This is a genomic window from Lysinibacillus sp. GW247-5R2A (assembly GCF_059424475.1).
In genome coordinates, this window is sequence record NZ_JBWKZL010000001.1 from 204,371 (window position 1) to 229,944 (window position 25,574).

The window sequence follows — 25,574 nt, forward strand, 5'->3', positions numbered from 1 at the left end:
TTACTTCCCTCTTTTCCATGACTCCTTAATATTAGACATATGTCTTATGAGCATACACACGATCGCAATCATCAAAAGTGCGTAGGGCTTTAATTGGCCAGCCTGAATGATGGCGCCAACATAAAAGATAAAACCTCCAACCATGCCTAATGTTAAGCTCCTTGTCAACATCACTACAGCCGCAGTACCTGCAATCATCCATAAAAACAAGCCTGGTGATAATGCAAGACCAACTCCAATAAAAGTTGCAACTCCTTTTCCTCCCTTATAGTTTAGCCAGAAAGGATATAAATGACCTGCAATCACACAGGCTGCACCACTAACAATCACCCATTCTTCTAAATACCATAAACGGCCTATGCCTACCACTAGCACACCCTTTAAGGCATCTCCTAGAAATGTCAGAAGAAAGGCCCTCTTACCAAGGACGCTTCCTGCATTACGCGCACCTAAATTTTTACTGCGTTCTTCCTGCAAATTGACACCATATATCTTTCCAACGAAAAATGCTGTCATGAAGTTTCCTATTAAATAACTGAAGAGCCAGTACAAACCAATCAATCATATTCCTCCTTGCTAAAAAGGCTGTATAAGCTACACGCCTATACAGCCTCACCATTATCCTTTTCTTTGAGCAATAGTTTGAGCGATACAATCTCCATGGAAACGCCCGTTTTCAATAAAAATTTCGTTGGCATTATTCCCCGCAGCAATTACGCCTGCGATAAACAAGCCTTCCACATTTGTTTCCATCGTTTCCGGTGTAAAATAAGGGCGGCCCGTTTCTTCGTCAATATCGACACCCATGGCTTTAATAAAGGAATGATCAGGGTGATAGCCAGTCATAGCAAAGACAAAATCATTGTGCAACACCTTTTCTTGGCCATCTATTTCTAAAACCACTTCATGCTCACGAATCTCTAACACATTCGTATTAAAATGCATGTCAACTTCTCCCGTTTTGACTACCCCTTCAAATTCAGGTAATACCCATGGCTTAATACTTGGAGAGTATTCACTTCCTCGATAGGCAACCGTTACGCGAGCACCTGCTTTATTTAATTCCAACGCTGCATCTACAGCTGAATTTTTGCCTCCTATAACAAGAACATCCGTATCAAAAAATTCATGCCCTTCTTTAAAGTAATGGAAAACTTTAGGCAATTGTTCACCAGTGATATTTAAAAAATTAGGATGATCATAATAGCCTGTTGCAATAATGACATGAGGTGTTTCATATTTATCCTTGTCTGAAGTAACAGTAAACATACCATTATTTTTCACGACACTTTGCACCTTTTCAAAGCGGTTAACCTGAATATTTTTTAATCGAACAACTTCTCGATAATAGACAAGCGCTTGATTCCGCTTGGGCTTACGTCCTTCAATAATAAATGGCACATCACCAATTCCTAATCGTTCACTTGTACTAAAAAAAGTTTGATGTGTAGGATAATGATAAATCGCATTGACGATATTACCCTTTTCAATGACAATGGGGTTTAATCCAATATTTTGCAAAGCTATTGCTGCTGCTAAACCACATGGGCCTCCTCCAACAATAATGGCATCTGCTTGCTGCATTTCTTGACACTCCAATCGAATTTGGACAGCTTTAGTTGCTGTTCCTTGCTTACATCCATTATGAAAATAGACGATTCCTTTATATTATACGCCTTCTAGCAAGTTTTGTTTGTTTATTTACTTGAAATATCAATGTCGATTATATGACATTGTGGTTTGGCACCAAGTCTCATTGGTAATAATGTAGTACCATAACCATTGCTTACTAAAGTCATGACACCATCTCGCTCTCGATAAGAACCATTAGGATGGACACCATATGGACCAAATCGAATCTGCCCTCCATGTAAATGTCCACCCATCATTAAATCAGCACGGTACTTAGCGCGGACTTTTGCAAAAACCTCTGGATTATGCGCTATAAAAACAACTAGATCATGCTCTCCAACTTTTTCAAAGGCTTTTTCAAAGCTATATTCTTTAATCGTTGTATCCTCAATTGCACTAAGCCAGAAGCGGTTTTTCGTAGGTAACAGCACCGCATCATTGACAATAATTTGAATATGATATTTCCGCAAAATACTCTTCAGCCGTTCTTCTCCCACTTCTCTATCATTATTTCCCCATACAAAATAAGTAGGTCCAATGGAAGTTAATAATTGTAAATTATCATGAATACGTGAAATAGGTGTGCGATTATCTGCTAAATCTCCACCAATAATGACCGCATCAAAGTGTTCTGTTAGCTGTGCAATCATTCTTTTATTAATTTTACGCAAATGAACATCTGAAATAAAAAATAAACGTACCTTTTCTGGCTCTCCCTTTAAAAGTAGCTGGTGATGTAAAACATTGTTCTCATGCGCCACCTTCCACATATAAAGCAAAAAGATGACCACTATGATAAGCAATAGCCCTATATAAAGCATTCTCTCACTTCTCCTTACGACAGCAAAAAGACGATTCGTTTCTTATGAAGAATCGTCTTTTTGCTAAATCAGACGTACGTTTTGGTGTGAACGTTTGTCCTTTATTTTATACTTGCTAAACTATATGACCATTATATGGTTTTTATTTAAGGAAGTTTAATTACTTGCCCAACCATAACGGTATTTGAAGACATACCATTAGCAGCACGAATTTTAGCTAAAGTCGCTTCACTACCATCACCATAATGATTTAATGCAATACGGAATAAGTTCTCATTTGCTTTGACAGTGTGTGTACTTGCTTTAGCATTTTGTTTCGCTTCTTCTGCTTTTTTAGCCTCTTCAGCCTTTTTCGCTGCCTGTTGCTGAGCTATTCTCGCTTCCTCAGCTTTACGTGCTTCTTCCGCTTTTTTTGCTTCTTCAGCATTTTTTGCCTCTTGAGCTTTTTTCGCTGCCTCAGCTGCTTTTTGATCTGCCGTTACTTTATCAGCATCTTCTTTAGATGGCTCGTTTGATTTTTGATCAGCTTGATCGCCTTTGTCTTTATTTTTGTCTTTGTCAGTTGCGGAAGCCTCTGAAGAATCCATTTCTACGACCTGTTCAGCTGAGTCCTTCTCAGCTTGCTCTATTGATTTCCCTGGTTCGTAAAACTTCCAAAAATAAACAAGAATAGTTAATGGGATAAGGATAAATATCACAAAAAGGATAGTCATTAACGGTGTTCTTCGTTTCGGATTTTTAGGCTTTTTGTTTTTATCTCCATTTTTATTCATTCTAGAAACTCTCGACAATGTTTGCTGTTCGTTTTGCTCATCTTCAAATGATTGACGATGTTCTTCTATTTTATCGCGATAATCTTCTTTACTCATTCGTCTTTCCCCCAAACCTTACTACGCTTTCTGTCATTCTATTATGACGAATTTTACGAAAAAAGTAAATGACCGTCAGATTTAGTCTAATTACCCAGTAAAAGTTGCTGCAATCGACGTTCCCACGAAATCATTTCTATCCTTTTCTCGGCTGTTAAGCGCTCTTTCTTGATTTCATCATAATGGATTCCACAGTTTTCACAACAGTTTTCCGGTTTTTTTTGCAATTTTTGCCCAAAATACCCGACAAGATGTTCACGAATACAGTCTTTTGTCTGTATAATCTTCAGCATTTCATCGACTGCAAGGTATTTTTCTAGGGCTAAATGATTTAGTCGAGCCTTTACCTGCTCCTTCGTTTCTTGTTGCATCCAATAGTCTAACACACGAAATGCCGTCTCACCTAGTTCCCCATTTTTCACCATTTGTGCTGGCAGTACCTGCTGGGAAATGAGTTCCTCATAGCGATCAACATGCTGTGGACTCGGGAGATCACCCGTAACAACGAACTTCGCTAGCTCTTCATCACCCTCACTATAGAGTAAAATGGCCAGCGCAGACTCACCATCTCGACCAGCTCGACCAATTTCCTGCATATAATTTGCAATATTAGCAGGCATTGATTCATGAATGACCTGACGAATATCTTGTTTATTAATCCCCATACCAAAAGCATTTGTTGCCACTATCCAGTCCAATTCGCCATCAATAAACTGCTGCTGAATAAATTGGCGATCCTCAGCCCCATAGCCTGCATGATAGGCTGCAGTACGAATACCCGCTTGTAAAAATGCCTCACTATACTGTTGCGCTCGTTTGCGTGAGGAAACATACAGTATTCCTGGGCCTGCAGTTTCTTTGACATGTCGCAAAAGCCAGCTCGCTTTATCTGCCTTATCCTCTAGAACAATGCGTCCTAAATGAATATTTGGCCGATCCACATTATACATAAATTCAAATGGTTCCTTTAACGATAATGTTTCCCGAATATCTTGCATGACCTTGCTTGTTGCAGTCGCGGATAGTGCGAGCAGTGGAGGTCGATTGTGCCTTGATAGCCACTCACCTATCCGTAAATAATCTGGTCGAAAATCATAGCCCCATTGCGATATACAATGAGCCTCGTCCACTACGATTAACCCTAATTTCACTTGCGCTAATTTGTCTTGCACCTGCTGTTGAAGTAGCATCTCTGGTGAGGTAAAAATAAAACGATATTGTTCTAAATAATGTAATACATACCGTTTTTCAGTGAGAGATAAAAAGGAATTTAAGGCGACAACTCTCTTTTCCCCAAAACGTTTCAATTCCTCTACCTGATCTTGCATTAAAGAAAGCAATGGAGAAACGATTAGCACAGGTTTTTCTAAAATGTAGGCCGGGAGCTGATAGCACAATGATTTTCCCATTCCTGTAGGCAATAAGGCCATTACATCTTTCTCTTGAAGTATTGCTTCAATGACTTCCCTTTGCCCTGGTCGAAATGATGAGTAACCAAAATGTTTATGCAATAGTTCTTCCAGTTCCATTTATACTTCTCCCTTCGCAAGGACAAGCCTTAATTGAAAATAACTCAATTCCTGTAAAGCCTCATGTAAGATTTTCAATTTTTTCGTTTGAAAATGCTTTGATGCCTGCCAAACTTCTTCAGCTTCCTTATATGAGACGAATGGACCAATAGAAAAGTTCGGTTCATACATCGCTAATTCCACAAAATGGTCCTCAATAGTACTTTGCTTCAGCTTTCTTATTTTCACTATTTGTTCAATTGAATATCCTTGTTCATATAATTGTGCTGTTTGCTGTGCAGAATCGGTTAGCAATATTTTCACTCTTAGTCCTTGTGCTACTTGTTTAAGCAATGGGTAATCATTGCTTTGTTGCACTTCATTTAACCATATATGTAGTGTTTCAATAAAAGCTAATTGACTATCAAGCACAGTTTCCTCCCGTTTATCGGCAAGCTGTTGCCATGTCCATCCAGGTAAGCGATATCCACTTAAACGGTAAAGGACAAGCTGTTTGCTACTATCTGAAACTGGAAGATTCTTTAGCGCACTGGTACATTCGTCTAATAATTGTTGTTGTAACTGACCTTGTAGGTAATGATGACCCTGCAAAAAGGATCGCACCCAAGTTTGAATCGCAGGATCTCTACTGATAGGCGAAAAAGAACGAACAACTGCAGTTTGATGTGACAAACTTTGCACAATTAATGAAAGACGTGCAAAAAATACATGCTCATTTCCTCGATAATGCCATCCATCAAAGAAAAATGTTGGCGTTTGTTGTGCTCGCTGTACACCTAGCTTTTCCATGTAAAAATGACCAGAATCCTGCACTTTTAACCAACTATATTGCATAAATAACGTTACAGCCTCATCAAAGGTAGTACGCTGTAGTTTAGGTAATAAGCCAAAATATTGATGTAATTGAAAAAGGCCAATGTCTTGAATGGTCTGACCTGAACGCTTTCCTCTTAGGACATGATAGGCAGCCGAAATCGTCCGTTCCGTATTGAGTTTTTGAAAGATTTGCAATAGAATTTGATAAAACATTGACGCAAATTCCTCCAATTTAATAGTATTTAAGTTGAAATGTAAGATAAACATCTTTAAAATGAGTATGAAGCTTTGTAGGAACATCGTTAAAGGAGAGAAAAAAATGGCTAAATACACAATAGTTGATAAAGATACATGCATCGCTTGTGGCGCATGTGGAGCCGCAGCGCCAGACATTTATGATTATGATGATGAAGGTATTGCCTTCGTTATTTTAGATGATAACATGGGAACTGCTGAAGTGCCAGAAGATCTATTAGAGGATATGCAAGACGCATTTGAAGGGTGTCCAACTGACTCTATCAAAGTAGCAGATGAAACTTTTGATGGTGACTCATTAAAATTCGAATAGTCCTTTAATTTGTATGTATACCCAAAAGGCATCCTTCAATGGGTGCCTTTTCTTTTGAATGAAATATTTTGCTACCTTTTGCAACATGATAATCCATCATATAGCTCTTTTCTATACGGACCAATCTATTGGAGGAATGATGATGATGTTTGAGCAGTTACAAGTAGAGCATAGTTTATTTCATATCGATCAAGACCATATTGATCAATTTAAAAATCTTGCGGCAAAATGGCAAATGATTTTCCCAGAGGTTTATGCAAAATGTTTAAATTCACTCGATTCATGGGCCATAGTTTTAAATAATTGGGTATTTTTAAAATCTCAGCATACTGATGAGCTGATACTCAATCCCTCTAAGGCCATCTACTACTCTATCAATACATTTTTGCTGGAAGAGCTCAAAAAAATTCAAATAATTCAAAAAATAAATCAGTGTAATAATGATGATTTACAATATTTTGCTGCATTCCAATTAGGAAATGCCATTGATTTATGGGTTTATAAGACCGTTGGAAATAGTACTGAGGCAGATTTATTAAATTCGCAGGAAGATAAACCTTATTTTCTCGCATATTTAGATGATGGGTTGCAAACGGACAACACTCCTTTCCATAAAGACCAAACAAGAGCCATCAAAATTCTTGCCCAAACCATTCGCAGCCAAAATTGCTTTAGAATCACTATCAACAGTGCTGTTTATCAAGCAGTAGATATGTATGAAAATTATATAGCCCTTTAGCGCGCTTTTTTATTCGTCTCTCACATAGAAGAGATGAATTTTTTTTGCCCGATAATCAGCTACTCTATTGCAACCGTTTTTTTTGTATGATAAGATTTTAGTAGTTGGTACTAATAACAGATATTATCTCACAAAGGAGTTCTTCATAATGATGGATAATTTATTACAATTAAAAGATAAAAATATTGTTGTCATGGGTGTAGCGAATGATCGTAGTATCGCATGGGGCATTGCAAAACGTTTATTTGATGTAGGTGCAAACGTTATTTTCACTTATCGTCAAGAACGCTCATTGAAAAAATTACAAAAGCAATTAGATAATATTGGCCAAACTGATTCCCTTGTTGTTCAATGTGACGTTAATAGTGATGAAAGTACAAAAGCAGCATTTGATGAAATTGGCTCAAAGGTTGGCGTTATTCACGGTATTGTTCACTCCGTAGCATTTGCTCATGCTGAAGATTTACACAACCGCTTCTTAGAAACAACACGTGAAGGCTATGCATTTGCACAAGATACAAGTGCCTACTCTCTAATCTCAACAGCCAAGGCAGCTCATCCGTATATGACAGAGGGTGGCTCTATCGTTACAATGAGTTACTTAGGGGCGGAACGAGTGCTTGATGGCTATAATGTGATGGGTGTTGCAAAGGCTGCATTAGAAGCTTCTATGCGCTATCTTGCTGCTGATATTGGTCAAGACAATATTCGCGTAAATGCAATTTCAGCTGGTGCTATTCGTACGCTTGCTGCAAAGGGTGTCCCTTCCTTTAATACAATTTTACACAAAATCGAGGAAACAGCTCCTTTAAAACGAAATGTTCAACAAGATGAAGTAGCAGATATGACAATTGTTATGCTCTCTCACCTATCACGCGGTGTCACTGGAGAAACTATTTACATCGACGCTGGCTACAATATTATGGGTTAATAAAAAAAGGATGGGAGACTAGGTCTCTTCCATCCTTTTTATCGTTTATAGCATCGCCCAAATGGATTGTATAAATAGCATAATACCAGAGGCAACTAATAGTACATAAATAAATATTAAAAATAGCTTCTGATTGAGCTTGCGAAATAATAGTTGTCCTACTATCAGACCAATCAAAACAATCGGCAAGGCATATAAACTGTAGAGCCAAACGATTTTACTTGTACCTTCGATTGTTAATTGTGATAGTAAGCTAATCAAATAAATAAAAATATAATAAGCTAGTGACGTTGCCCTAATCGTTTCTTTCTTTTTATGTGTGCTTGCAAAATAGAGGAGCAGTGGCGGTCCAGCCATCCCAATACTTGTTGTAAACATCCCGGATATAAAGCCAACACCATAGTCTCTCCTATTTGTTTGTTGAATGGAAAGGTTCTTTATCAGCATAATTGTTAACCCAATTAAAAGAATTGCTATGAGCAGCTTGAATGTAGTGACATCCACGATGGCAAATAAAAGACTACCAACAGGTGCGCCTACAATACTCCCAATCATAATCTTTTTTAGCAACGCGAACTCAATATCTTTTTTAACCTTCCATAGCAACGAAAATGAAATAACAAGGGATAAAATAATATTCAATTGCATCGCCTGTGGTGGTGAGAAAAGCAACAGTAAAAATGGTGTAGCCATAATAGAGAAGCCGAATCCTGTGCTTGTTTGCAAAATGGCAGCGGTTAAAATAATAAAAAAATAAAACGTTAATTCCAGCAAAACAACACCTCACATCATTAAGTCGTTGTAATTCTTTGTCTAGTAATAATAGTTTTTAATAAAAATGATAGGCCACAAGCAATCATTAAAAATACGGCAATCATTGCTATGACACCTACCCAACCGTATTTCATCCAAAATAGCCCACCTACAGTCCCTCCAACACTAGAGCCAAAGTAATAAAAAAACAAATAGAGGGAGGACGCCTGTGCTTTATCATGAGATGCCCGTTTACTTACCCAGCCACTAGCAATTGAATGGGCTGCAAAAAAGCCAAAGGTAAAAACGGTGATCCCTAATATTTTTAAAGCTAGAAAACTATGTAGCGTCACGATGGCACCTGCTAACATGATGGCAATCGCTAGTAATAGCATGCGTTGTCGCCCATAACGGTCAGCTAAACTGCCAAACCATGCTGAGCTGAATGTGCCGACTAAGTATATAACAAATATCCAGCCAACAATTGTGGCGCTTAGATGATAGGGGGGTGCCATTAATTTAAAGCCTATATAGTTATAAAGAGTGACAAAGCTCCCCATTAAAACAAAGCTAATTCCATATAGACAAAGCATCGAAGGGTCCTTCAAATGCTGAAAAAGAGTTTTGGATAATGCCGTTATTTGTAAGGGACGGGGGCTGAAATGTTTGGAGCCTGGTAATATCCAGACGAACAACACACTCACAAGTAAACTAATTCCCCCTAGTATAAACATCCCGATATGCCAATTATAGTGGTCCGTTATTGTACCGATAATTATTCGGCCACTAAGACCGCCTACTGAATTTCCACTAATATATAAACCCATGGCAACCCCTAAACTTGCTGGCTCCATTTCCTCTCCCAAATAAGCCATAGCGATGGCAGGTAATCCCGCAAAAACAATACCCTGCAGTACTCGTAGCACAATTATTGTTTCAAAATTAGGAGAAAATGCTAGCGCAAGCGTAAAGATAGAAGCAGCAAAAATCGAAATAGTCATTAACGATTTCCTTCCCCATGCCTCTGATAATGAACCAACAATGACTAAACTCACCGCTAAAGCAAAGGTCGTTACTGAAAGAGATAAACTAGCAACGGCTGGTGATACTTTAAACACTTCCGCGAGGGTTGGCAATAAGGGTTGCGTACTATATAAATTTGCAAACGTAATAAAGCCTGCTAAAAACAAAGCCCAATTAGCTTTATGAAACGACTTCGTCCCCTTTTGTATATATTCCATAAAAATCTCTCCTTCATTACTACACGTCTATTATTCTAATACAATATTCCATAAAAAACACACCCCTTCGTCAAAAAATGGACAAACTCTCCCTACCTTTTTCCACTAAATGACTAATTTTCATTGACAATAAAAAAGAGACATTTTCTAGTTTCACCAAAAATAAAAATAGAATTTGCTATTTTGACTTGGCAAATATTGTGCTACATTAAAAGTAATCATCTAGCACCATTGTCATATTGAAAACAGATGAGCCAACCATTTTTCATTGCCTAGACTTGGAGGAAATTTTATGAAAATTATTGAAGCTTTAGCCCTTTCAGCACCTTATATTCATCTAGCATTAAAACAAGAAGCTATTGTTGCTGTCATTGAAAAGGAAAGTGAAACAGTTATCAAATATTTAGCAGGTAAACGTGTGGATTCAGGCTACCAGGATGGACAAAAAGTAAATGCTAATGATCAAAATGTTTACATTGCCTTTACTGGACAAAATGCAGATGTGGTCATTCCTAAGGATGTATACGGCGTAGCCATCAATGCTTTTTCTTTCCCCATTCGTGAAAACGGTCAAGTCGTGGGAGCATTGGCTTTCGGACTACCTATTGATAATGAACTAAAACTCGAAGATTATATGAGTACAATGGACAATATTGTTAACAATCTTCAAGATAAAGTACATACAATCGCTTCACATTCAGAGGAATTAGCGGCTACGAGTGAGGAAATTAATAAGCAAGCACAGCATGCATTAGAGGATTCGGAAAAAACAAATGACGTAACGGATCTAATTAAAAGTATTTCTCGCCAAACCAATTTACTCGGTTTAAATGCTTCCATTGAGGCGGCTCGAGCTGGGCAACATGGTGCTGGCTTTAATATCGTGGCACAGGAGGTTCGAAAATTGTCCTTTGAGACGTCTAGCGCAACCGAAAATATCGAAGCTTCCTTACGAAATATTAATAGAAATCTTGAAAATTTAAAACAAAATATGGGTCAAATCAATGATGCAACGAATGAGCAAGCACAGCTCGTACAGGATTTTAGCGAAATTATCGAAGAGCTGACAGTGCTAAGCCGAGAGATGAAAGGCTTCATGCACGATGCCCTAAAATAATAATGAGGTGATGAGATGGATATTTACATTAACGATGATTTATCTTTACGTACAATTACCCTAGAGGATGCAGAGGCAGTTTTTGCATGTACCGATGCTTCAAGAAAGCATTTAAAGGAATGGCTACCATGGTTGGATTATACAAAGGAAGTAGCAGATACAATCGCCTATATTGAAGGCTGTATCAAAGGGCATGAAGCTAATAATAGCCTTTCTCTTGTCATTCTCTTTAAAAATGAAATTGTCGGCATCGCTGGTTTTAATACTATTCATCCTACTAATAAAATCGGTACGATTGGCTACTGGCTTAGTGAAGGTGCACAGGGGCATGGCATTATGACCAAAACTGTAAAAGCTCTATTACAATATGCCTTTGAAACATTACACCTTCACAAAGTAGAAATTCGAGTGGCTGTTGGCAATGAAAAAAGCAGCGCTATTCCAGAGCGCCTCGGCTTCATAAAAGAGGGCACCCTGCGAGCAGCAGAATGGCTGTATGATCATTATGTAGATCATGTTGTATATGGCATGCTTCTAAGTGAGTGGCAGCAACAAAAATAACAAAGCGACCTGATGCATGAATCATCAGGTCGCTTTTACTTATGGTTGTTCCACGGTTTCTTTCGTTTCCTCAGCTTCAACCGCTGCTTGTTTTTTTTCAAGCCCAAGAGCAATTTGCTCTAATTCCGGACGCAATGTATGCTTACCAGCATAGCTTTCAATCAGTTCCTTCACATCAATACCAGAAGTTTCTTTCAATGTCTCTTGTAGCGTAGACATTAAATTAGTAGCATAGGACGTTACTTTATTCGCGCCACTACCTTCCCCACCACCAGTATCAACGACTGTAATCTTATCGATATTACCAAGTGGGCTCGCTAGCTCTTTTGCATATTCCGGCATCATGCGCACAACCATATCCAGTACAGCTGCTTGACCATAATATTCAAAGGCTTCGGCAATTTTACGTTTAGCTTCAGCTTCCGCAAGACCACGAAGGCGAATAATATCTGCCTCTGTCTCCCCTTGTGCTCGTTCTGCATCCGCTTTGGCAAGACCATCTAATCTGATTTTTTCCGCTTCCGCTTTTGCTAAAGATTCAATACGGTATTTTTCTGCATCTGCTTGTGCAAGCTCTCGCATTTTTTCGGCAGCAGCGTTTTGTTCCACCGCATAACGATCAGCGTCAGCCTTTTTCTTTACCTCAGAATCATATTGCTTCTCACGACGTAAAATCTCTTTTTCTTCTAATTCAATTTGCTTTTGACGTTCAATAATGCGAATTTGCATTTCTTGCTCCGTCACTTCCTGTTTAGCTCGAGCTGTTTCGAGCTCATAGGCTTGGTCAGCACGCGCTTTGGCAATATCTTGCTCACGGCGGAATTCAGCAACCTTTAATTGATTTTCCTTTTCCGCTTCTGCAATTTCTGTCGCACGCTCTAGCTCTGCCTTTTGCGCTTCCTTCGATGCTTCTGCACGTTTAATACGTGTTTCTTTTTCCGCATCCGCTGTCGCAATATCAGCATCTCGTTTTACCTGCGCAATTCTCGGTTTACCGAGTGAATCTAAATAGCCATTTTTATCACGTACATCCTTGATCGTAAAGGAAACAATGATCAGACCCATTTTAGCTAAATCCTGAGAAGCTACACGTTGAACCTCCTGTGAGAATTTATCACGGTTTTTATAAATTTCCTCAACCGTCATGGAGCCTAAAATTGAACGTAAATGACCTTCTAACACTTCACGTGCTTCCCCTTCACGCTCTGCCTTTTGCTTTCCTAAAAACTGCTCTGCTGCAGTCGCAACTTCTGAAATAGAACCACCAATTTTAATTATGGCTGTACCATCAGCCATGACAGGAACACCTTGCTCCGTATACACTTCAGGCGTTGTTACTTCTAGTTTGCTAGATAGTAAGCTTAATGGCTTTGCTTGCTGGAAAATAGGGAATACAAATGTACCGCCACCGCGAATAATTTTAATGCGATTGCCCGACTCGTCTTTATGTACATTTTTAGAGCCGAGATAGCTACCCGTCACAATCAGTGCTTCATCCGGACCTGCTGTTTTATATTTTGTTACATATAAACCTACTAGTGCAATTAAGACAAATGCTACAATTCCTAAAACAATTAGTATATCGATAGACATAGACTTATCTCCCCTTTAGACAAATTTTTTCTCATATACTCTAACAAAAAGTGTACCTTCCTTCACGTCCACGATAAGGACAGTTTCATCATAGTCAATGGCTTCATTATCGTAACCTGTTGCCCGTTTCGAAATCATACCACTTGTTGTTTCGATAACAACTTCTCCAAAGCCATCTACAGGAATTGGTACAATGACTTTGCCCAATTGCCCACCTAGTGATTCTTCCGTATAAGCTAATGAAACATCCGCTGACCGTAGTGGAACGAGAACAAATAAATAAAATAATGTACTTAAAATAGCGCCGATGATACATGCAGCAATAATGTTCCAAACGCTAGAGAACCAGGCTAGTTTTTCTAAAATAAATCCTGCTGCAGACATCAACGTAATGAAAGAAAGAATGACACTCGGATTAAAAATGGGCAGTCCTTCCCCAATACCTTCGACTGCATCACCAAAAAACATAACTAGTATTGTGGCAAGACCGGCAAAAATCAAAACCACCAAAAAGATTTGCTCGAGTGAATAGCCAAATAGCGTCAAGTTGCTCACCCCTTTTCATCATATTACCTACTATACGGATGTCACTCAGGAAAAGTTTCAAAAATTTTCAAACTTTTTATACTTTCCTATTTTTTACATGTTTATAGTGATTGAGGATAAAAGTCATAAAAGTTTAGATTGAGGAAGGTATCAAGGAAGCATCTTTCCTGACCAAGAGGTCCAGATTCATTTAGCCTTTTATATTATTTTGCCCTTACACGCAGACTCAAGAAATTATCGAGGTTTATCTTTTCATATTTTTACTCAATTTATAATTTTCCCGCTAATATAACATAAATTCATTCCCATCTAATAGAACCATGTTACAATAGAATGGATTCTGGCAACTAAGGAGATATAGCATGAAGCTCTCGACGATCTTAAATTTCTTTATTCTAGTATTTTTCACATTATTATTTGTAAATGATTTCTTCCCTGACACTACAATTGCATCGATCTTGACTAAAAAGATAATTCTTCTCATATTAGTCGTGCTAGTGATCATACAGCTAGCCTTAGATAAAGGTCAATTTAAAAAAATGTCTAAGAAGGCCTATGTTGGTTTGACTCTGTATACAGTTGGATTATGGATTGTACTAACATTGCTGGGTGGTCAGTCACAAATTGGTTTATCGTTTACTAGCCCACTGTTCTATATCATTATTGTATTGCTTGGGCTGGATTTATTACGTATTTCGCGCCAATCTAAACGCGATCAGCCTGAGAAAAAATAAAGAGTGCCCTCATTATTATCTGTCTATACTATAAAAAGCATGTCACCGACTGAAATTTCAATCGGTAGACATGCTTTTTTAAGATTCTAGTACATTTAAAATCTCATCCAATTCATGAACGGCTAAATCTAGGCGTTCCTTTGCCTCGATATTTTGTTGTTTTAAATGATTAAACTCTAATAAATTGTTTTCATGTTTTAATTTGATAGAAGATAAGCGTTCAATGCGGGTTTCTACCTTTTCTATCGCTTGCTCACAGACTGTTGTCCAGAGCTTCTCTGAATGTTGCATTTCTGTTGTTGATGGGTTGTGCTGACGCATAATGCGTGTGTAAATAACTTCTATTGGTTCGATTAATTCTGAATAAAAATGGCGCTCAACACGAGTAGTTTGGAATGTTGGATGCTCTACCTCTTTTGCATAGGGTGTAATTTGACGTAGGAGCTTTCCAGCATTTTCTCCGAAGGCATGCGATAAATTTAAAACATTCATTAGTTGCAACAATAAACGGATTTCTTCTAGATTAATCAGCTGTGAATCAATGCTTTCCTTTAATTTTAAGGATTCCAAATAGCGGCGATCAAAATGCTCTATTTCTCCGTTGCGTTGCTCTACTAAATGTTCACTTGCATTGTCTTTTAAGCTTTTAATATAACGAATTGCATGGTTTTTTAGCTCTTCTGGTGACAGCAAGTTGTCATTATCTTGTTGTGGTTTTTCTCGTTGAACATAAGCAAATGCATCCATTTTTTGGGGCCATTTTGCTGCTGAAGTTTCTTTTGAGACATTATAGCGTATATAAATTCCGTGCATTCCATATCCTCCAAGTCCATAAACAAGTATCTCTAAAGACAATAAATCGAATACGGTATTTTTTCAAGTAAAAAACTTATAATCAATGAAAATTCCTCTTTTATAAGAATAAATCAAAATTCCTGAATAGTCGATACTATTCAGGAATTTTACTAACTATTACCTTCTAAAAATTTTATCCTTTAACCAGTTTAGTTCGTGCACGATTTGAAATATACTCCACTAGTAAAATAAGAACAACTAGCCCTAATAAGATGGCACCTACCTCTGACCATTTGTACGAATTCATAGCGAAAATAAGGGGTGCACCGATGCCTCCTGCTCCCACTAAACCGAGTACAGTTGCATCTCGCAAATTCATATCAAAGCGATAAATGACAATAGATGTAAATAACGCCGTTAGCTGTGGCCATATACCAAAACGAATTTTCTCCATTAACGTACAACCTATAGCCTCCATCGACTCTAGTATATTTTTATCTAAGTCCTCAATAACATCCACATATAGCTTTGACAGCATTCCGATAGACGTTAAAGACATAGTCAATACACCTGCAAATGGTCCAGGACCTGTTACGCGAATGAACATTAGTCCATAGACGATGGCCGGTATGGTTCTAATCATAATTAATAGAAAGCGAACAATAAATGCAATTGGCTTAGGCACAATAGTAGAAGCGGATAAAAAGGCTAAAGGGATTGCTAGCAATGCCCCTACAATTGTACCTAAAAACGCTATGGCCATTGTTTCGATTAATAAATACGGTATACCCTCAGTTGTCACATTCATTATTAATGACCAATCAGGATTCAGCAAGCCTACAAAGATATTTTTAGCAATTTTCGTACCACTTGCCGAAACATTTTCGAAATGAATGGCGGTTATAGACCAAATAAATAATAAACTAAGTATGATCATTGTCATGATGTATGACATGCGTCGATTTGGTTGTAGTTGTAATTGCTTGTCGATAGCATTCATTACATCACCTCTACATGAATTTTTTGCGGAAATATTCGCTCGTTGTTTCAATTAGAAAAACCGTACAAACCAGCATGAGAAGGATCATCCCCACATTCTCATAGCTTCGCCACCCCAAACTTTCATTCAGAAGCAACCCAATTCCACCTGCACCTACATACCCTAAAATTGACGCATAACGAACATTTCCCTCAAAGCAAAATAACGAGGTGGAGAGATAATTGGGTAAAATTTGCGGCATAATCGCATAACGAAATGCTTGAATTGTCGTGAGACCGATAGAATGCATTGCCTCATACGCACCCATATTGGCATTTTCTATTTGTTCATATAATAGTTTCCCTACATACGCTATAGTAAATAAAAAAATCGCCACTGTACCAGCCATCGTTCCGAGCCCAAAAATAAATGTCGCAATTAAGGCAACAATCAAGGTCGGCAACGTCCGTAGTAGACTTAACATAAATTTAGCTAACATGACGATTCCTTTATTTTTCGTAATAGTATTGGCAGCAAGCATGGCAAAAGGTAACGCAACTATAGCACCTGCTACAGAGCCAAATAAGGACATTTTAATCGTATCAAATAGCGGCTGCCATAGCTTTGATACGTAGTCCCAATTAGGTGGAATCATCTGCTGCAGGATGACAAAGAACTCTTGAATTCGATGGACAAGCACCTCTAAGCTAAAGCCCGTAATACGAATAGAAAGAAAAAATAGTACAAGCATTAATAGCCATAACACAGGCAAAATGGAGCGTTTCTCCAGCACTTCCTTTCCGTTAGGCAAAACTATTTTTTTCGGTGATCGCATCTTCCATGGCATGTTCTGTTTCGCCTCTCCCTTGGTTCGTAGTGTTATAAATGAAGGCAAGCGTTTCCTCCGTTATTTCACTTGCCTGCCCATCAAAGACAATTTCGCCGCTGCGCACACCAATAACGCGTGTCGCATAGGCTAATGCCAAGTCGACATGGTGAATATTAATAATAATGGTCATGTTGAACTGTTGATTAATTCGTTTAAAATCGTCCATCACTTGTTTAGCTGTTACAGGGTCAAGTGACGCAACAGGCTCGTCCGCCAAAATAATTTGTGGATTTTGTGCTAGTGTACGAGCTAATGCCACACGCTGTTGCTGCCCCCCCGATAATTGGTCGACACGGACATACGCCTTATCCAAAATACCGACTTGATCGAGTGCCATTAATGCTTGTCGCTTTTCTTCTTGCGTAAATATGCCTAAAACTTTTCGCCAAACTGGCATATTCGGCACAAAGGATACGAGCACATTTTTCAAGACCGACACACGTGCCACAAGATTAAAAGATTGAAAAATCATGCCAATATTTCTACGTAAACGACGGATGCCCTTGCCTTTCAGTTGCTGCACATTGACTTCATTGACACGCAATGTACCTTCAGTAATGTCGTGCATTTTATTAATACAGCGTAATAATGTTGATTTTCCAGCACCCGACAAACCGATGATGGCCACGAATTCGCCCTGCTCAATTTGTAGATTAATGTGATTTAGGGCAAGAAAGCCATTCGGATAACGTTTTTCTACCTCTTTAAATTCAATCATTGAACCGCTCCCTATCTAGAAAATATAAAAGAAGAATCTGCTTTCTGCGAGTAAACCGCAGGCCACGCAGATTCTTCATTCCCTTATTTCGAACCGAGGTTTTGCACTAATTCCTGTGCCTTACGCTCGTTGTCATAGTCGCTGTCTTTTGCCTCCTGATAGCCTTCATGACTATAGATAGCAATTACTTCCTTACCTTGCTCTGTGTTACCAATATTCATGAAGGCCTGCTGAACTGCCTTCTTCAGGTCGTCAGTCATGACCTTGGAATTTTTACTTACACTAATTGTGTCGTTATAAATGGCAGGCATTACCCCGATTAAATCCGTCTCATCCCAAATGGAAGCAGTACGTCCGAAATCTCCTTGCCAGCTTTCCTCATAATCACGACGTGCATCTGCATAAGTGACTAAGACATCTGTTTGTCCAGCAGCTAAACGTCCAAAGGCATTCCCATAAGAATCCGCTTGAACAACTTTTGCTAAATCAGGGATGGTTTTATCGAAATTCTCATGTAACCATAATGTAGGGTAAATATAGCCTGCTGGTGAAGAAGAGGACATAACATTCCACGTGACATTATTTAAATCTTCAAACGTTAATTTCTCACCATTATTTACTTTCGCTGCTAATGCTTTACCTTTTTCAGATGGACCTGCCACTAAAATAGCCCTATATGATGTAGCCTGTGTTGTCGTTGGTGCTGTTGGTTTATTGTTATTCCACTCCACTGGGTTATCAGAATCATTATTTAATCCAGCACGCGTTGCAGTTAAAATCACTTCTGCGCCATCATCATATAACACATAAGTTCCTCCAGGAATTAAGCCAATATCTGTAGTACCAGCAGACAAAGCTTCCCCTACTGCTTCAAAATTAGTTCCAACGGTAATATCAATTTCACCTACATCAAAACCTTGTTTCGCAAGCTCATCCTTTAACAAACCTTTTAAAGGTTCCGTTGCCGTAATAATTTCATCCGGATTACGAGAAGGTACAAAGCCAATCGATAATTTATCTATAGACTCATTGCCACTTGCCTCTGCATCCACATCTATCGTTTTATTATCTTTTGATGTGTCCGAAGCTTCATTTCCACATGCCATTAGGAACACAGCCAGCATGCATGTTAACGTGAAAAATAATAGTTTCTTCAAAATGTTATCCTCCCTTTTTGAAATGCTTTTTCAGTATATACAGTAAATATTTCCCTAGTGTTAATAGCGCGTAAATTAATGTATCTACTTGGTAAAATAATATTTTGATAGTGTAAATAAGCTAACTTCTTACGAAATTACTTTATATACTATGGATATACTAATGATCGGAGGATCTATTATGTCTACGAAAACGATACAAATACTTGCAACTAGTGATATTCATGGCTATATCATGCCCACAACCTTTCGACATGATCGAAATGAAGCGCTTGGGTTAGCCAAGCTTGCTACAATTATTGAAGAAAAAAGGCTTGAAATGCCAACCATCTTAATTGATAATGGTGACTTTATTCAGGGTAGTCCCATGACCTTTTATCATCAAAAATTTCAAACGCAGGAACGGAATCCTTTGATTCAGGTGGCCAATGAGCTTCAATATGATGCCATCGTATTCGGTAATCATGAATTTAATTATGGACTTCAGACGCTACTATCGGTGATTCACCAATCACATTCCCCTTGGCTAGGCGCCAATATCGTGACCAAGGATGGGAGACCATTTACAAAGCCGTATATCACGAAAGAAATAGATGGCATTAAAATAGCCTTTTTAGGTGTGACAACACATTTTGTCACTAAGTGGGAGGAACCTCTTCACATTGAAGGGCTTCATTTTGAAGATGCCTTTTCAAGTGCTAGCTACTGGGCAAAATGGATTCGTGCTAATGAACAAATTGACGTTTTAGTTTTATGTTATCACGGTGGATTTGAGAGAGATCTTGAAACAGGAGAACTACTTGAAGCTGAGGATGGCGAAAATCAAGGATACCGTATGTGTGCTGAAATAGAAGAAGTAGACATTATTATTTCCGGCCACCAGCATCGTGAAATTAGCACAACCATTATGGGGAAATCAGTCGTTCAACCTGGTACGAAGGGCATTTGTATTGCTAAAATAGAGCTAGAAATTGACTTGGATCATCAGCATAAAATCCAATCGATTTGTCATACTCCATCGCTCATTTATAGTTCAGAGCATACGCAACCTCATGATGCTGTTTGTCAGATTATTTCACCAACCTTTGAAAAAACCGAAGCATGGTTAGATGAAACAATTGGCATGATCCAAGGAGATTTACAAATTGAAGATCCATTTCTTGCCCGCATTCAGGAACATCCTTATATTGAATTTATTAACCGCATTCAAATGGCTGTGTCGGGGGCATCTATTTCCTGTACAGCTCTTTTTCATGATGAACCAGGTGGCTTCAAACAAGCCGTTACAATGCGTGACATTGTGACAAACTATATTTACGCTAATACATTAAAAGTACTTCGACTCTCAGGACAGGACATTTTACTTGCCCTTGAACAATCCGCTAGCTATTTTACGGTAACAGCAGGTCAATTACATGTAGCAGATTCCTTCCTTTTCCCAAAGGCGCAACCTTATAATTATGATATGTGGGAAGGTATTGAGTATATCTTAGATATTTCAAAGCCTATTGGTGAACGTGTTACCAAACTGTTGTATCATGGCGCAGCTATAAATAGGGAGGAAGAGTTCGATGTCGTAATGAGTAGCTATCGTGCGACTGGAGCAGGAAATTTTGACTTTTTAAGAAATCGCCCTGTTGTGAAAGAAATTCAGATTGATATGACCGAGCTAATTGCCGATTATCTGTTAAAGCAGCCTAGGGTCCAAGCAACATGTAATCATAATTGGCAAGTACAATACTAAAAAACCCGCCAAATTCTAAATTTCACAGGAATTTGGCGGGTTTTTATAAATGTTAGATTAAGAATTTTGTCGTATATCTTGAATGCTTTTACCTTCTGTAAATGCATGAATGGAGGAAATGGAACCAACCGATTTAAAATTAGCTCTATCATAGACTTTAGCAACTTGATCGTTAATTGGCCATATCCAAAGCTGCTCAAGCTTCTGATTTACTGACTGCTGCTGGATATGCTGCAACATATAGCCGATTAAACCACGACCTCGATGGCTTTCAATGGTTGCTACACTCTCAATCCTTCCTTGATTTCCTGACATAAATATACTAGCAGAGCAGCATGGCACCCCATCAAGTTTTAATAAATAGTACGTAAAGCTTGGCGAATAATACGCTTGCTCAAAGGCCATTTTAATTAATTCAGGATCTCCAAAAGCAGAAATGCTCATTTCCACTGCCAAGGCTTCGTTCATATTTGCATCTGTTACCCGTTCAATTTGGATCGCTGGATGTGATGAGAGTTGACGAAACTCACCATTCCAGCACTGAATTTCATTGACAAACTGCTCATATTGAAAGCCATGCATCTCTAAAGCCTCTATACACGCTTGATTATCCTCAAGATTATATAAATACAGCCGTGGGATAAGCGACTTAGTTTGGTAGAACGTTTTTATCTCTTCTAAAAATTGAGCAGGTTTTTCAATCTGTCGCCAAACATGTGCATGATTAGCATCATAATAGGTTGGAATTGCTTTATTATAGAATAAAATGCCTTCTTTACATGCCTCCATTTCACTAAAACTATTTACATAATCTATATCAAGCTGCATAATGCGTTCTAAATTAAGCATGTTCCGTTCCCTCTTCCATCCAATTTTCATATAATTCCTCTATCTGCTGTTTAAGCTTTTGCCGTTGCTCTTTAGCAAGTGAAGGTTCCTCTAGTTTTGCCTCTAGTTTTTCAATTTGTTGCTCAATCGATAGCTCTTTTTTGACAGATTGTATTTTAGGTGCCGCTTCATTTTCAACTACTATTTTTTTCGAGATTTCCTCAAGTTTTTGTCTAGCCCACTCATAGTCTCCTTCAAAAACATGAATAGTTTGATCCTTTAACCATGCTGTTTTGGTAAATATTTTTTGTAAGAAGTAGCGGTCATGGGACACACCAATAATGGTTCCCTCAAAGGTTTCTAGCGTATCCTCCAATACCTCTCTTGCCTCAATATCTAAATGGTTCGTGGGTTCGTCCAAAATGAGCACATTAATATCCTCATGCATTAATTGAGCTAATCGAAGGCGCATTTTTTCTCCACCGCTTAAATTCTTCACTTTTTTAAAGACATCATAGCCATAGAACAAAAATCGTGCGAGAATATGGCGTGCTTCAGCCTCAGACACCGCTACATTTTCACGAAACGCATCAATCAATCGGATAGCTGGATTTTTATGTTCCAATTGCTGTGATAGATAACCAATTTTCACATTACTACCTACATGACAAACACCGCGATTAGGAATGATTTCCCCTAACATCATTTTTAATAATGTTGATTTACCACTACCGTTGTTCCCAACAATCGCTAGTCTTTCTCCAAAGTAGACAGCTAAGTTACTGTCTATCAATAAAGGCTTCTCATAGCCGTGGAAAATGTCTTGTAATTGCACGACCTCTTTGCCGCTGCGTTCAGCCATCGTTAAAGCGAGATTCATTTTCTTTTTTGATATAGGCTTCTTTACCCGTTCGATACGTGCTAATGCTTTTTCCATACTTTTCGCACGTCTGTGCATAGAAGCATTTGGTGGATTTGCTTCATTAGCCCATTGTTTTAATCGTTTAATCGTTTCTTGCATTTTCTTAATTTTCTTCTGCTGCTCTTCATAATCAGCAAATTGTTGTTCAATCTTTGCCTCTTTTTGTGCTATAAAAGCATCGTAATTACCTGTATACGTAAAGGCCTCTCCATCTTCAATTTCAATGACTTTATGTGCAATCTGATTCATAAAATGACGGTCATGAGAGACGACAATGACAATACCCTCAAAGCTACTTACGTAATTTTCAAGCCATTCGATTGCCTGCATATCAAGATGGTTCGTTGGTTCATCTAACAATAAAATAGCTGGCTGGCTCAATAAAATTTGCCCAAGCATTACTTTCGTCTTCTCTCCACCACTTAAACTACTAAATGGCTGTGCCAACATTTCCATAATGCCTAGCCCATTTGCAATCATCGCCAATTGGGCTTCCACCTCATAGCCCCCCTGTAGCATGAATTGCTCCTGTACTTGCCCATATTGCCATAAAATTTTATCCGTTACGTTTGACTGCATCTCTTGCTCAAGTATCGTCATTCTAGCCCTTAATGCATAAATATCAGCAAATGCCTCTTCTAGCACTTTCTTCACTGAATGATCTGGATAATTTGGTATTTGATGTAAATATCCGACTGTTGCATCTTTACTTTTTATGATACGTCCCCGATCGGGAAAATCTACACCCGATAGAAGCTGCAATAAAGTTGTTTTACCACTGCCATTTACACCAACTATAGCAACATGCTCCCCACTATTTACCTCCAGTTGTAAATTCTCAAATAATATATTGCCACCCATAATTTTTTGTATTTGCTCAGCTTTCATTTGCATCGTTTTTTCCTCCAATGAAACGCGCGAAAACATCCTGACAACACAAAAAAGACTGCTCATTAACAAGCAGTCCTTTTCTCATTAAAATGTGTGAAAAAGAATGGTTAATTCGCTACGTTTGTTATTTGATTTTGCTTAAAAATGGACAGACCTATCCCGTTGTTCGCAAAATCGAAAGTAATGACACGTGCAAAATACATAGCTGTATCCACTTTTACACATGTGTCCGTAGCGTTTTTATTCATTCTTTTTCACCTCCGTTCAATATAGTTAAACATATAATACCATTTTTCAGATTATTTGAAAAGGGGATAAATGAACAATCATTTTATTTTATAAATATACAAACTCGCACGCTAGTTATATACTAATAATAAATAGAAATTTTTTCCCAAATTATATCAATATTTAGGTGATTGGTAATAGGGTTTTTGACGGAGAATGTGGAGGGACATTTCATGAAAAAGCTAAGTATTCAAAAGAAAATGAGCTTATTAATTGTGGTTATTATTGGATTTGTACTTATTGCTATAGGTCTTATGAACACAACCGAAATGAAAAAAACATTACGAGATGAGTACAATACAAGGCTCCATCAAATTTTAGATTTAAGTATACTTAACCTCGACCAAACATTACCTGGTGAATGGCAATTAAAAAATGGCGAGCTTTATAAAGGCAATGTAAAAATAGCCAATGAAACGGCATTGATTGATACTTTAGGAGAATTATCACAGGCTGCCATTACAATTTTCGCTGGAGAAACGAGAATTAATACAAATATTGTCGTAGATGGACAACGTGCTATTGGAACAACGGTCGACCCAAAAGTAGCTGACACTGTTTTACAGCAAGGGAAAACGTACACTGGTACTGCCGAAGTGCTAGGCAACCCCTATTTTACAAAATACGAGCCCCTAAAAAATAACAACGGCGAAACGATTGGTATGTTCTTTGCTGGGGTACCTTCCGCTGATATTGATGTAGTCGCACAAAAGATGTTATTAAAGACTGGGATTATCGCTGTCATCTCAGCCCTTATTGCAGTCATTGCAGGCATGCTCTTTATTCGTGGCATTGTCAGACCTTTAAAGCAATTAAACATCCAGCTAGAAACGATCTCTGCTGGTAAAGGTGATTTGACACAGCAGCTACTAGTACAATCAAAGGATGAAATCGGTCATGTGGCAGAGTCGTTTAATGCCATGCTGGCAACTTTACGTAGTATGATGCAACAAGTAGATGCAACAGCCAATCAAGTGTCTGCATCCTCACTGGAATTATCTGCAACGGCAGGTTCTACCACGACAACAACGGAGCAATTAACAGCCAATATGCAGGAGCTTGCAAGTGGTGCAAGTACTCAAAAGCATAGTGCTCATGAGAATGCCGAAGCGATGGAAGATATTGCAGGTGGAATTCAACTAGTTACAGAAACTAATAGTGAGGTATCTTCCTATGCGTCGGAGGCATTCGATACAGCTAAGGATGGTGAAGAAGCCGCACATAATATGCAACTTCAAATGCTTGCTATGACCAATGCCGTTCAGGAAAGTGCAGAGGCCATTGCAGCACTGGATACACATGCTAATAAAATAGATGAGATTGTGGAGGTTATTCATGCCATCGCTGATCAAACGAATTTATTAGCCCTCAATGCATCGATCGAGGCGGCTCGCGCAGGTGAACATGGCAAGGGCTTCGCAGTTGTTGCAGAAGAGGTTCGGAAGCTTGCCGAACAATCCAAAACCTCCGCAGCTGAAATTACAGAGACGATTCACACGATGCAACAATTGTCTAAGGAAGCACGGGTGTATATGCAGCAAAGTAAGCAAGAGGCCACTACAAGTGCAGAGGTAGTCTATACAACTAGCAGGGCTTTTGCAGACATTACTACAAAGGTGTCTCTTGTAACAATCAAAATTCAAGAGGTGTCAGGCATTGCCGAAGAGCTGTATGCAAGAATTGAACAGGCGAATGCTTCAACACAAATTATGGCTGAAATTGCTATGGATGCACGTGAGCAATCAAAAATTGTCACACAAATTGCTGAAACAAATCTTCTATCAATGGATGATATTAATCAGGCAGCGTCACAGCTAACAGCGAATGCCGAAACATTGCAAGATTTAATCCATCAATTTAAATATTAAAACGACCAGCAAAAAAAACATGAGGGATTAGTTGATCACTATCCC

At 38.5% G+C, this 25,574-nt stretch carries 26 protein-coding genes; 8 read left to right on the plus strand and 18 right to left on the minus strand.

The annotated features are described in order from the left end of the window. The 6 genes from AC07YC_RS00955 to AC07YC_RS00980 all read right to left on the minus strand — a co-directional run bounded on the left by AC07YC_RS00955 (nucleotide 1) and on the right by AC07YC_RS00980 (nucleotide 5,880). Nucleotides 1-561 carry a glycerol-3-phosphate acyltransferase gene (locus AC07YC_RS00955; protein ID WP_494918123.1) on the minus strand — a complete coding sequence of 187 codons (561 nt, stop codon included), beginning with the start codon at nucleotides 559-561 and terminating at the stop codon, nucleotides 1-3. Between the two features lie 57 nt (nucleotides 562-618). Beyond that, nucleotides 619-1,584: a YpdA family putative bacillithiol disulfide reductase gene (locus AC07YC_RS00960; RefSeq protein ID WP_036124550.1), complete on the minus strand. Its 966-nt coding sequence runs from the start codon at nucleotides 1,582-1,584 to the stop codon at nucleotides 619-621. A 113-nt stretch (nucleotides 1,585-1,697) separates the two neighbouring features. Continuing rightward, entirely contained in the window at nucleotides 1,698-2,453 is a 756-nt protein-coding gene (locus AC07YC_RS00965; RefSeq protein WP_494918124.1) for a metallophosphoesterase, read from the minus strand. Between the two features lie 146 nt (nucleotides 2,454-2,599). Then, complete coding sequence (locus AC07YC_RS00970; protein ID WP_336634099.1) at nucleotides 2,600-3,322, minus strand: LysM peptidoglycan-binding domain-containing protein; 723 nt, start codon at nucleotides 3,320-3,322, stop codon at nucleotides 2,600-2,602. A gap of 86 nt (nucleotides 3,323-3,408) precedes the next feature. Then, entirely contained in the window at nucleotides 3,409-4,851 is a 1,443-nt protein-coding gene (locus AC07YC_RS00975; protein ID WP_494918125.1) for a RecQ family ATP-dependent DNA helicase, read from the minus strand. Next, complete coding sequence (locus AC07YC_RS00980; RefSeq protein WP_494918126.1) at nucleotides 4,852-5,880, minus strand: YpbB family protein; 1,029 nt, start codon at nucleotides 5,878-5,880, stop codon at nucleotides 4,852-4,854. A gap of 106 nt (nucleotides 5,881-5,986) precedes the next feature. Between AC07YC_RS00980 and AC07YC_RS00985 the strand changes: the two genes are divergently transcribed. The 3 genes from AC07YC_RS00985 to fabI all read left to right on the plus strand — a co-directional run bounded on the left by AC07YC_RS00985 (nucleotide 5,987) and on the right by fabI (nucleotide 7,905). After that, complete coding sequence (locus AC07YC_RS00985) at nucleotides 5,987-6,235, plus strand: ferredoxin (RefSeq protein WP_004232564.1); 249 nt, start codon at nucleotides 5,987-5,989, stop codon at nucleotides 6,233-6,235. Nucleotides 6,236-6,377: 142 nt separating this feature from the next. Beyond that, complete coding sequence (locus tag AC07YC_RS00990) at nucleotides 6,378-6,974, plus strand: hypothetical protein (RefSeq protein WP_494918127.1); 597 nt, start codon at nucleotides 6,378-6,380, stop codon at nucleotides 6,972-6,974. Nucleotides 6,975-7,122: 148 nt separating this feature from the next. Next, a complete protein-coding gene (fabI, locus tag AC07YC_RS00995; RefSeq protein WP_080709378.1) occupies nucleotides 7,123-7,905 on the plus strand; it encodes an enoyl-ACP reductase FabI in 783 nt (260 codons plus the stop codon). Between the two features lie 45 nt (nucleotides 7,906-7,950). Here fabI and AC07YC_RS01000 read toward each other — a convergent pair whose 3' ends face one another. Both AC07YC_RS01000 and AC07YC_RS01005 read right to left on the minus strand, forming a co-directional pair. Continuing rightward, a complete protein-coding gene (locus tag AC07YC_RS01000; protein ID WP_336634435.1) occupies nucleotides 7,951-8,676 on the minus strand; it encodes a sulfite exporter TauE/SafE family protein in 726 nt (241 codons plus the stop codon). A 20-nt stretch (nucleotides 8,677-8,696) separates the two neighbouring features. Further along, on the minus strand, nucleotides 8,697-9,899 hold the full coding sequence (locus AC07YC_RS01005) for an MFS transporter (protein ID WP_494918128.1): 1,203 nt from the start codon (nucleotides 9,897-9,899) through the stop codon (nucleotides 8,697-8,699). Nucleotides 9,900-10,191: 292 nt separating this feature from the next. Here AC07YC_RS01005 and AC07YC_RS01010 point away from each other — a divergent pair, with 292 nt between their 5' ends. Further along, the gene (locus AC07YC_RS01010; RefSeq protein ID WP_025117432.1) at nucleotides 10,192-11,016 is read left to right on the plus strand and encodes a methyl-accepting chemotaxis protein; all 825 of its coding nucleotides are present in this window, start codon (nucleotides 10,192-10,194) and stop codon (nucleotides 11,014-11,016) included. A 15-nt stretch (nucleotides 11,017-11,031) separates the two neighbouring features. Then, nucleotides 11,032-11,577 carry a GNAT family N-acetyltransferase gene (locus AC07YC_RS01015; protein ID WP_336634105.1) on the plus strand — a complete coding sequence of 182 codons (546 nt, stop codon included), beginning with the start codon at nucleotides 11,032-11,034 and terminating at the stop codon, nucleotides 11,575-11,577. 39 nt (nucleotides 11,578-11,616) lie between these two features. Here AC07YC_RS01015 and floT read toward each other — a convergent pair whose 3' ends face one another. Next, nucleotides 11,617-13,170, minus strand: a complete 1,554-nt coding sequence (gene floT, locus AC07YC_RS01020) for a flotillin lipid rafts scaffold protein FloT (RefSeq protein WP_494918129.1) — start codon at nucleotides 13,168-13,170, stop codon at nucleotides 11,617-11,619. A gap of 15 nt (nucleotides 13,171-13,185) precedes the next feature. After that, entirely contained in the window at nucleotides 13,186-13,716 is a 531-nt protein-coding gene (locus AC07YC_RS01025) for an NfeD family membrane protein (RefSeq protein WP_336634109.1), read from the minus strand. 362 nt (nucleotides 13,717-14,078) lie between these two features. Between AC07YC_RS01025 and AC07YC_RS01030 the strand changes: the two genes are divergently transcribed. After that, a complete protein-coding gene (locus AC07YC_RS01030) occupies nucleotides 14,079-14,450 on the plus strand; it encodes a hypothetical protein (RefSeq protein ID WP_301254784.1) in 372 nt (123 codons plus the stop codon). A 78-nt stretch (nucleotides 14,451-14,528) separates the two neighbouring features. Here AC07YC_RS01030 and AC07YC_RS01035 read toward each other — a convergent pair whose 3' ends face one another. The 5 genes from AC07YC_RS01035 to AC07YC_RS01055 form a co-directional block, all read right to left on the minus strand. Continuing rightward, nucleotides 14,529-15,263, minus strand: coding sequence for a hypothetical protein (locus AC07YC_RS01035; protein ID WP_402790424.1), 735 nt, complete (start codon nucleotides 15,261-15,263; stop codon nucleotides 14,529-14,531). A 175-nt stretch (nucleotides 15,264-15,438) separates the two neighbouring features. Continuing rightward, complete coding sequence (gene phnE, locus AC07YC_RS01040; RefSeq protein WP_336634111.1) at nucleotides 15,439-16,245, minus strand: phosphonate ABC transporter, permease protein PhnE; 807 nt, start codon at nucleotides 16,243-16,245, stop codon at nucleotides 15,439-15,441. A gap of 10 nt (nucleotides 16,246-16,255) precedes the next feature. Continuing rightward, nucleotides 16,256-17,071: a phosphonate ABC transporter, permease protein PhnE gene (gene phnE / locus AC07YC_RS01045; RefSeq protein WP_494918130.1), complete on the minus strand. Its 816-nt coding sequence runs from the start codon at nucleotides 17,069-17,071 to the stop codon at nucleotides 16,256-16,258. After that, nucleotides 17,028-17,831: a phosphonate ABC transporter ATP-binding protein gene (gene phnC / locus AC07YC_RS01050; protein ID WP_494918131.1), complete on the minus strand. Its 804-nt coding sequence runs from the start codon at nucleotides 17,829-17,831 to the stop codon at nucleotides 17,028-17,030. Before phnC ends, phnE (AC07YC_RS01045) begins: the two co-directional genes overlap by 44 nt. Before the next feature lie 83 nt (nucleotides 17,832-17,914). Continuing rightward, nucleotides 17,915-18,988: a phosphate/phosphite/phosphonate ABC transporter substrate-binding protein gene (locus tag AC07YC_RS01055; RefSeq protein WP_494918132.1), complete on the minus strand. Its 1,074-nt coding sequence runs from the start codon at nucleotides 18,986-18,988 to the stop codon at nucleotides 17,915-17,917. A gap of 151 nt (nucleotides 18,989-19,139) precedes the next feature. On the opposite strand from AC07YC_RS01055, the gene AC07YC_RS01060 reads away from it, so the two are divergent. Then, nucleotides 19,140-20,732, plus strand: a complete 1,593-nt coding sequence (locus tag AC07YC_RS01060; protein WP_494918133.1) for a bifunctional metallophosphatase/5'-nucleotidase — start codon at nucleotides 19,140-19,142, stop codon at nucleotides 20,730-20,732. Nucleotides 20,733-20,789: 57 nt separating this feature from the next. Here AC07YC_RS01060 and AC07YC_RS01065 read toward each other — a convergent pair whose 3' ends face one another. The 3 genes from AC07YC_RS01065 to AC07YC_RS01075 all read right to left on the minus strand — a co-directional run bounded on the left by AC07YC_RS01065 (nucleotide 20,790) and on the right by AC07YC_RS01075 (nucleotide 23,621). Then, a complete protein-coding gene (locus AC07YC_RS01065; RefSeq protein ID WP_494918134.1) occupies nucleotides 20,790-21,581 on the minus strand; it encodes a GNAT family N-acetyltransferase in 792 nt (263 codons plus the stop codon). Next, on the minus strand, nucleotides 21,574-23,376 hold the full coding sequence (abc-f, locus tag AC07YC_RS01070) for a ribosomal protection-like ABC-F family protein (RefSeq protein WP_494918135.1): 1,803 nt from the start codon (nucleotides 23,374-23,376) through the stop codon (nucleotides 21,574-21,576). Before abc-f ends, AC07YC_RS01065 begins: the two co-directional genes overlap by 8 nt. A 104-nt stretch (nucleotides 23,377-23,480) precedes the next feature. Then, on the minus strand, nucleotides 23,481-23,621 hold the full coding sequence (locus AC07YC_RS01075; RefSeq protein ID WP_175423000.1) for an RAxF-45 family protein: 141 nt from the start codon (nucleotides 23,619-23,621) through the stop codon (nucleotides 23,481-23,483). 213 nt (nucleotides 23,622-23,834) lie between these two features. On the opposite strand from AC07YC_RS01075, the gene AC07YC_RS01080 reads away from it, so the two are divergent. Next, the gene (locus AC07YC_RS01080) at nucleotides 23,835-25,529 is read left to right on the plus strand and encodes a methyl-accepting chemotaxis protein (protein WP_494918136.1); all 1,695 of its coding nucleotides are present in this window, start codon (nucleotides 23,835-23,837) and stop codon (nucleotides 25,527-25,529) included. The last annotated feature ends 45 nt before the right edge of the window (nucleotides 25,530-25,574 follow it).

Coding starts and splice junctions, on each gene's coding strand:
- floT (WP_494918129.1), bottom strand. CDS start 13,170: ATGTCTATCGATATACTAATTGTTTTAGGAATTGTAGCATTTGTCTTA.
- AC07YC_RS01080 (WP_494918136.1), top strand. CDS start 23,835: ATGAAAAAGCTAAGTATTCAAAAGAAAATGAGCTTATTAATTGTGGTT.
- AC07YC_RS00990 (WP_494918127.1), top strand. CDS start 6,378: ATGATGTTTGAGCAGTTACAAGTAGAGCATAGTTTATTTCATATCGAT.
- AC07YC_RS01030 (WP_301254784.1), top strand. CDS start 14,079: ATGAAGCTCTCGACGATCTTAAATTTCTTTATTCTAGTATTTTTCACA.
- AC07YC_RS00965 (WP_494918124.1), bottom strand. CDS start 2,453: ATGCTTTATATAGGGCTATTGCTTATCATAGTGGTCATCTTTTTGCTT.
- AC07YC_RS01010 (WP_025117432.1), top strand. CDS start 10,192: ATGAAAATTATTGAAGCTTTAGCCCTTTCAGCACCTTATATTCATCTA.
- phnE (WP_494918130.1), bottom strand. CDS start 17,071: ATGCCATGGAAGATGCGATCACCGAAAAAAATAGTTTTGCCTAACGGA.
- phnE (WP_336634111.1), bottom strand. CDS start 16,245: ATGAATGCTATCGACAAGCAATTACAACTACAACCAAATCGACGCATG.
- AC07YC_RS01035 (WP_402790424.1), bottom strand. CDS start 15,263: ATGCACGGAATTTATATACGCTATAATGTCTCAAAAGAAACTTCAGCA.
- abc-f (WP_494918135.1), bottom strand. CDS start 23,376: ATGCAAATGAAAGCTGAGCAAATACAAAAAATTATGGGTGGCAATATA.
- AC07YC_RS01075 (WP_175423000.1), bottom strand. CDS start 23,621: ATGAATAAAAACGCTACGGACACATGTGTAAAAGTGGATACAGCTATG.
- phnC (WP_494918131.1), bottom strand. CDS start 17,831: ATGATTGAATTTAAAGAGGTAGAAAAACGTTATCCGAATGGCTTTCTT.
- fabI (WP_080709378.1), top strand. CDS start 7,123: ATGATGGATAATTTATTACAATTAAAAGATAAAAATATTGTTGTCATG.
- AC07YC_RS01005 (WP_494918128.1), bottom strand. CDS start 9,899: ATGGAATATATACAAAAGGGGACGAAGTCGTTTCATAAAGCTAATTGG.
- AC07YC_RS00980 (WP_494918126.1), bottom strand. CDS start 5,880: ATGTTTTATCAAATTCTATTGCAAATCTTTCAAAAACTCAATACGGAA.
- AC07YC_RS00970 (WP_336634099.1), bottom strand. CDS start 3,322: ATGAGTAAAGAAGATTATCGCGATAAAATAGAAGAACATCGTCAATCA.
- AC07YC_RS00960 (WP_036124550.1), bottom strand. CDS start 1,584: ATGCAGCAAGCAGATGCCATTATTGTTGGAGGAGGCCCATGTGGTTTA.
- AC07YC_RS00985 (WP_004232564.1), top strand. CDS start 5,987: ATGGCTAAATACACAATAGTTGATAAAGATACATGCATCGCTTGTGGC.
- AC07YC_RS01015 (WP_336634105.1), top strand. CDS start 11,032: ATGGATATTTACATTAACGATGATTTATCTTTACGTACAATTACCCTA.
- AC07YC_RS01065 (WP_494918134.1), bottom strand. CDS start 21,581: ATGCTTAATTTAGAACGCATTATGCAGCTTGATATAGATTATGTAAAT.
- AC07YC_RS01060 (WP_494918133.1), top strand. CDS start 19,140: ATGGATATACTAATGATCGGAGGATCTATTATGTCTACGAAAACGATA.
- AC07YC_RS00975 (WP_494918125.1), bottom strand. CDS start 4,851: ATGGAACTGGAAGAACTATTGCATAAACATTTTGGTTACTCATCATTT.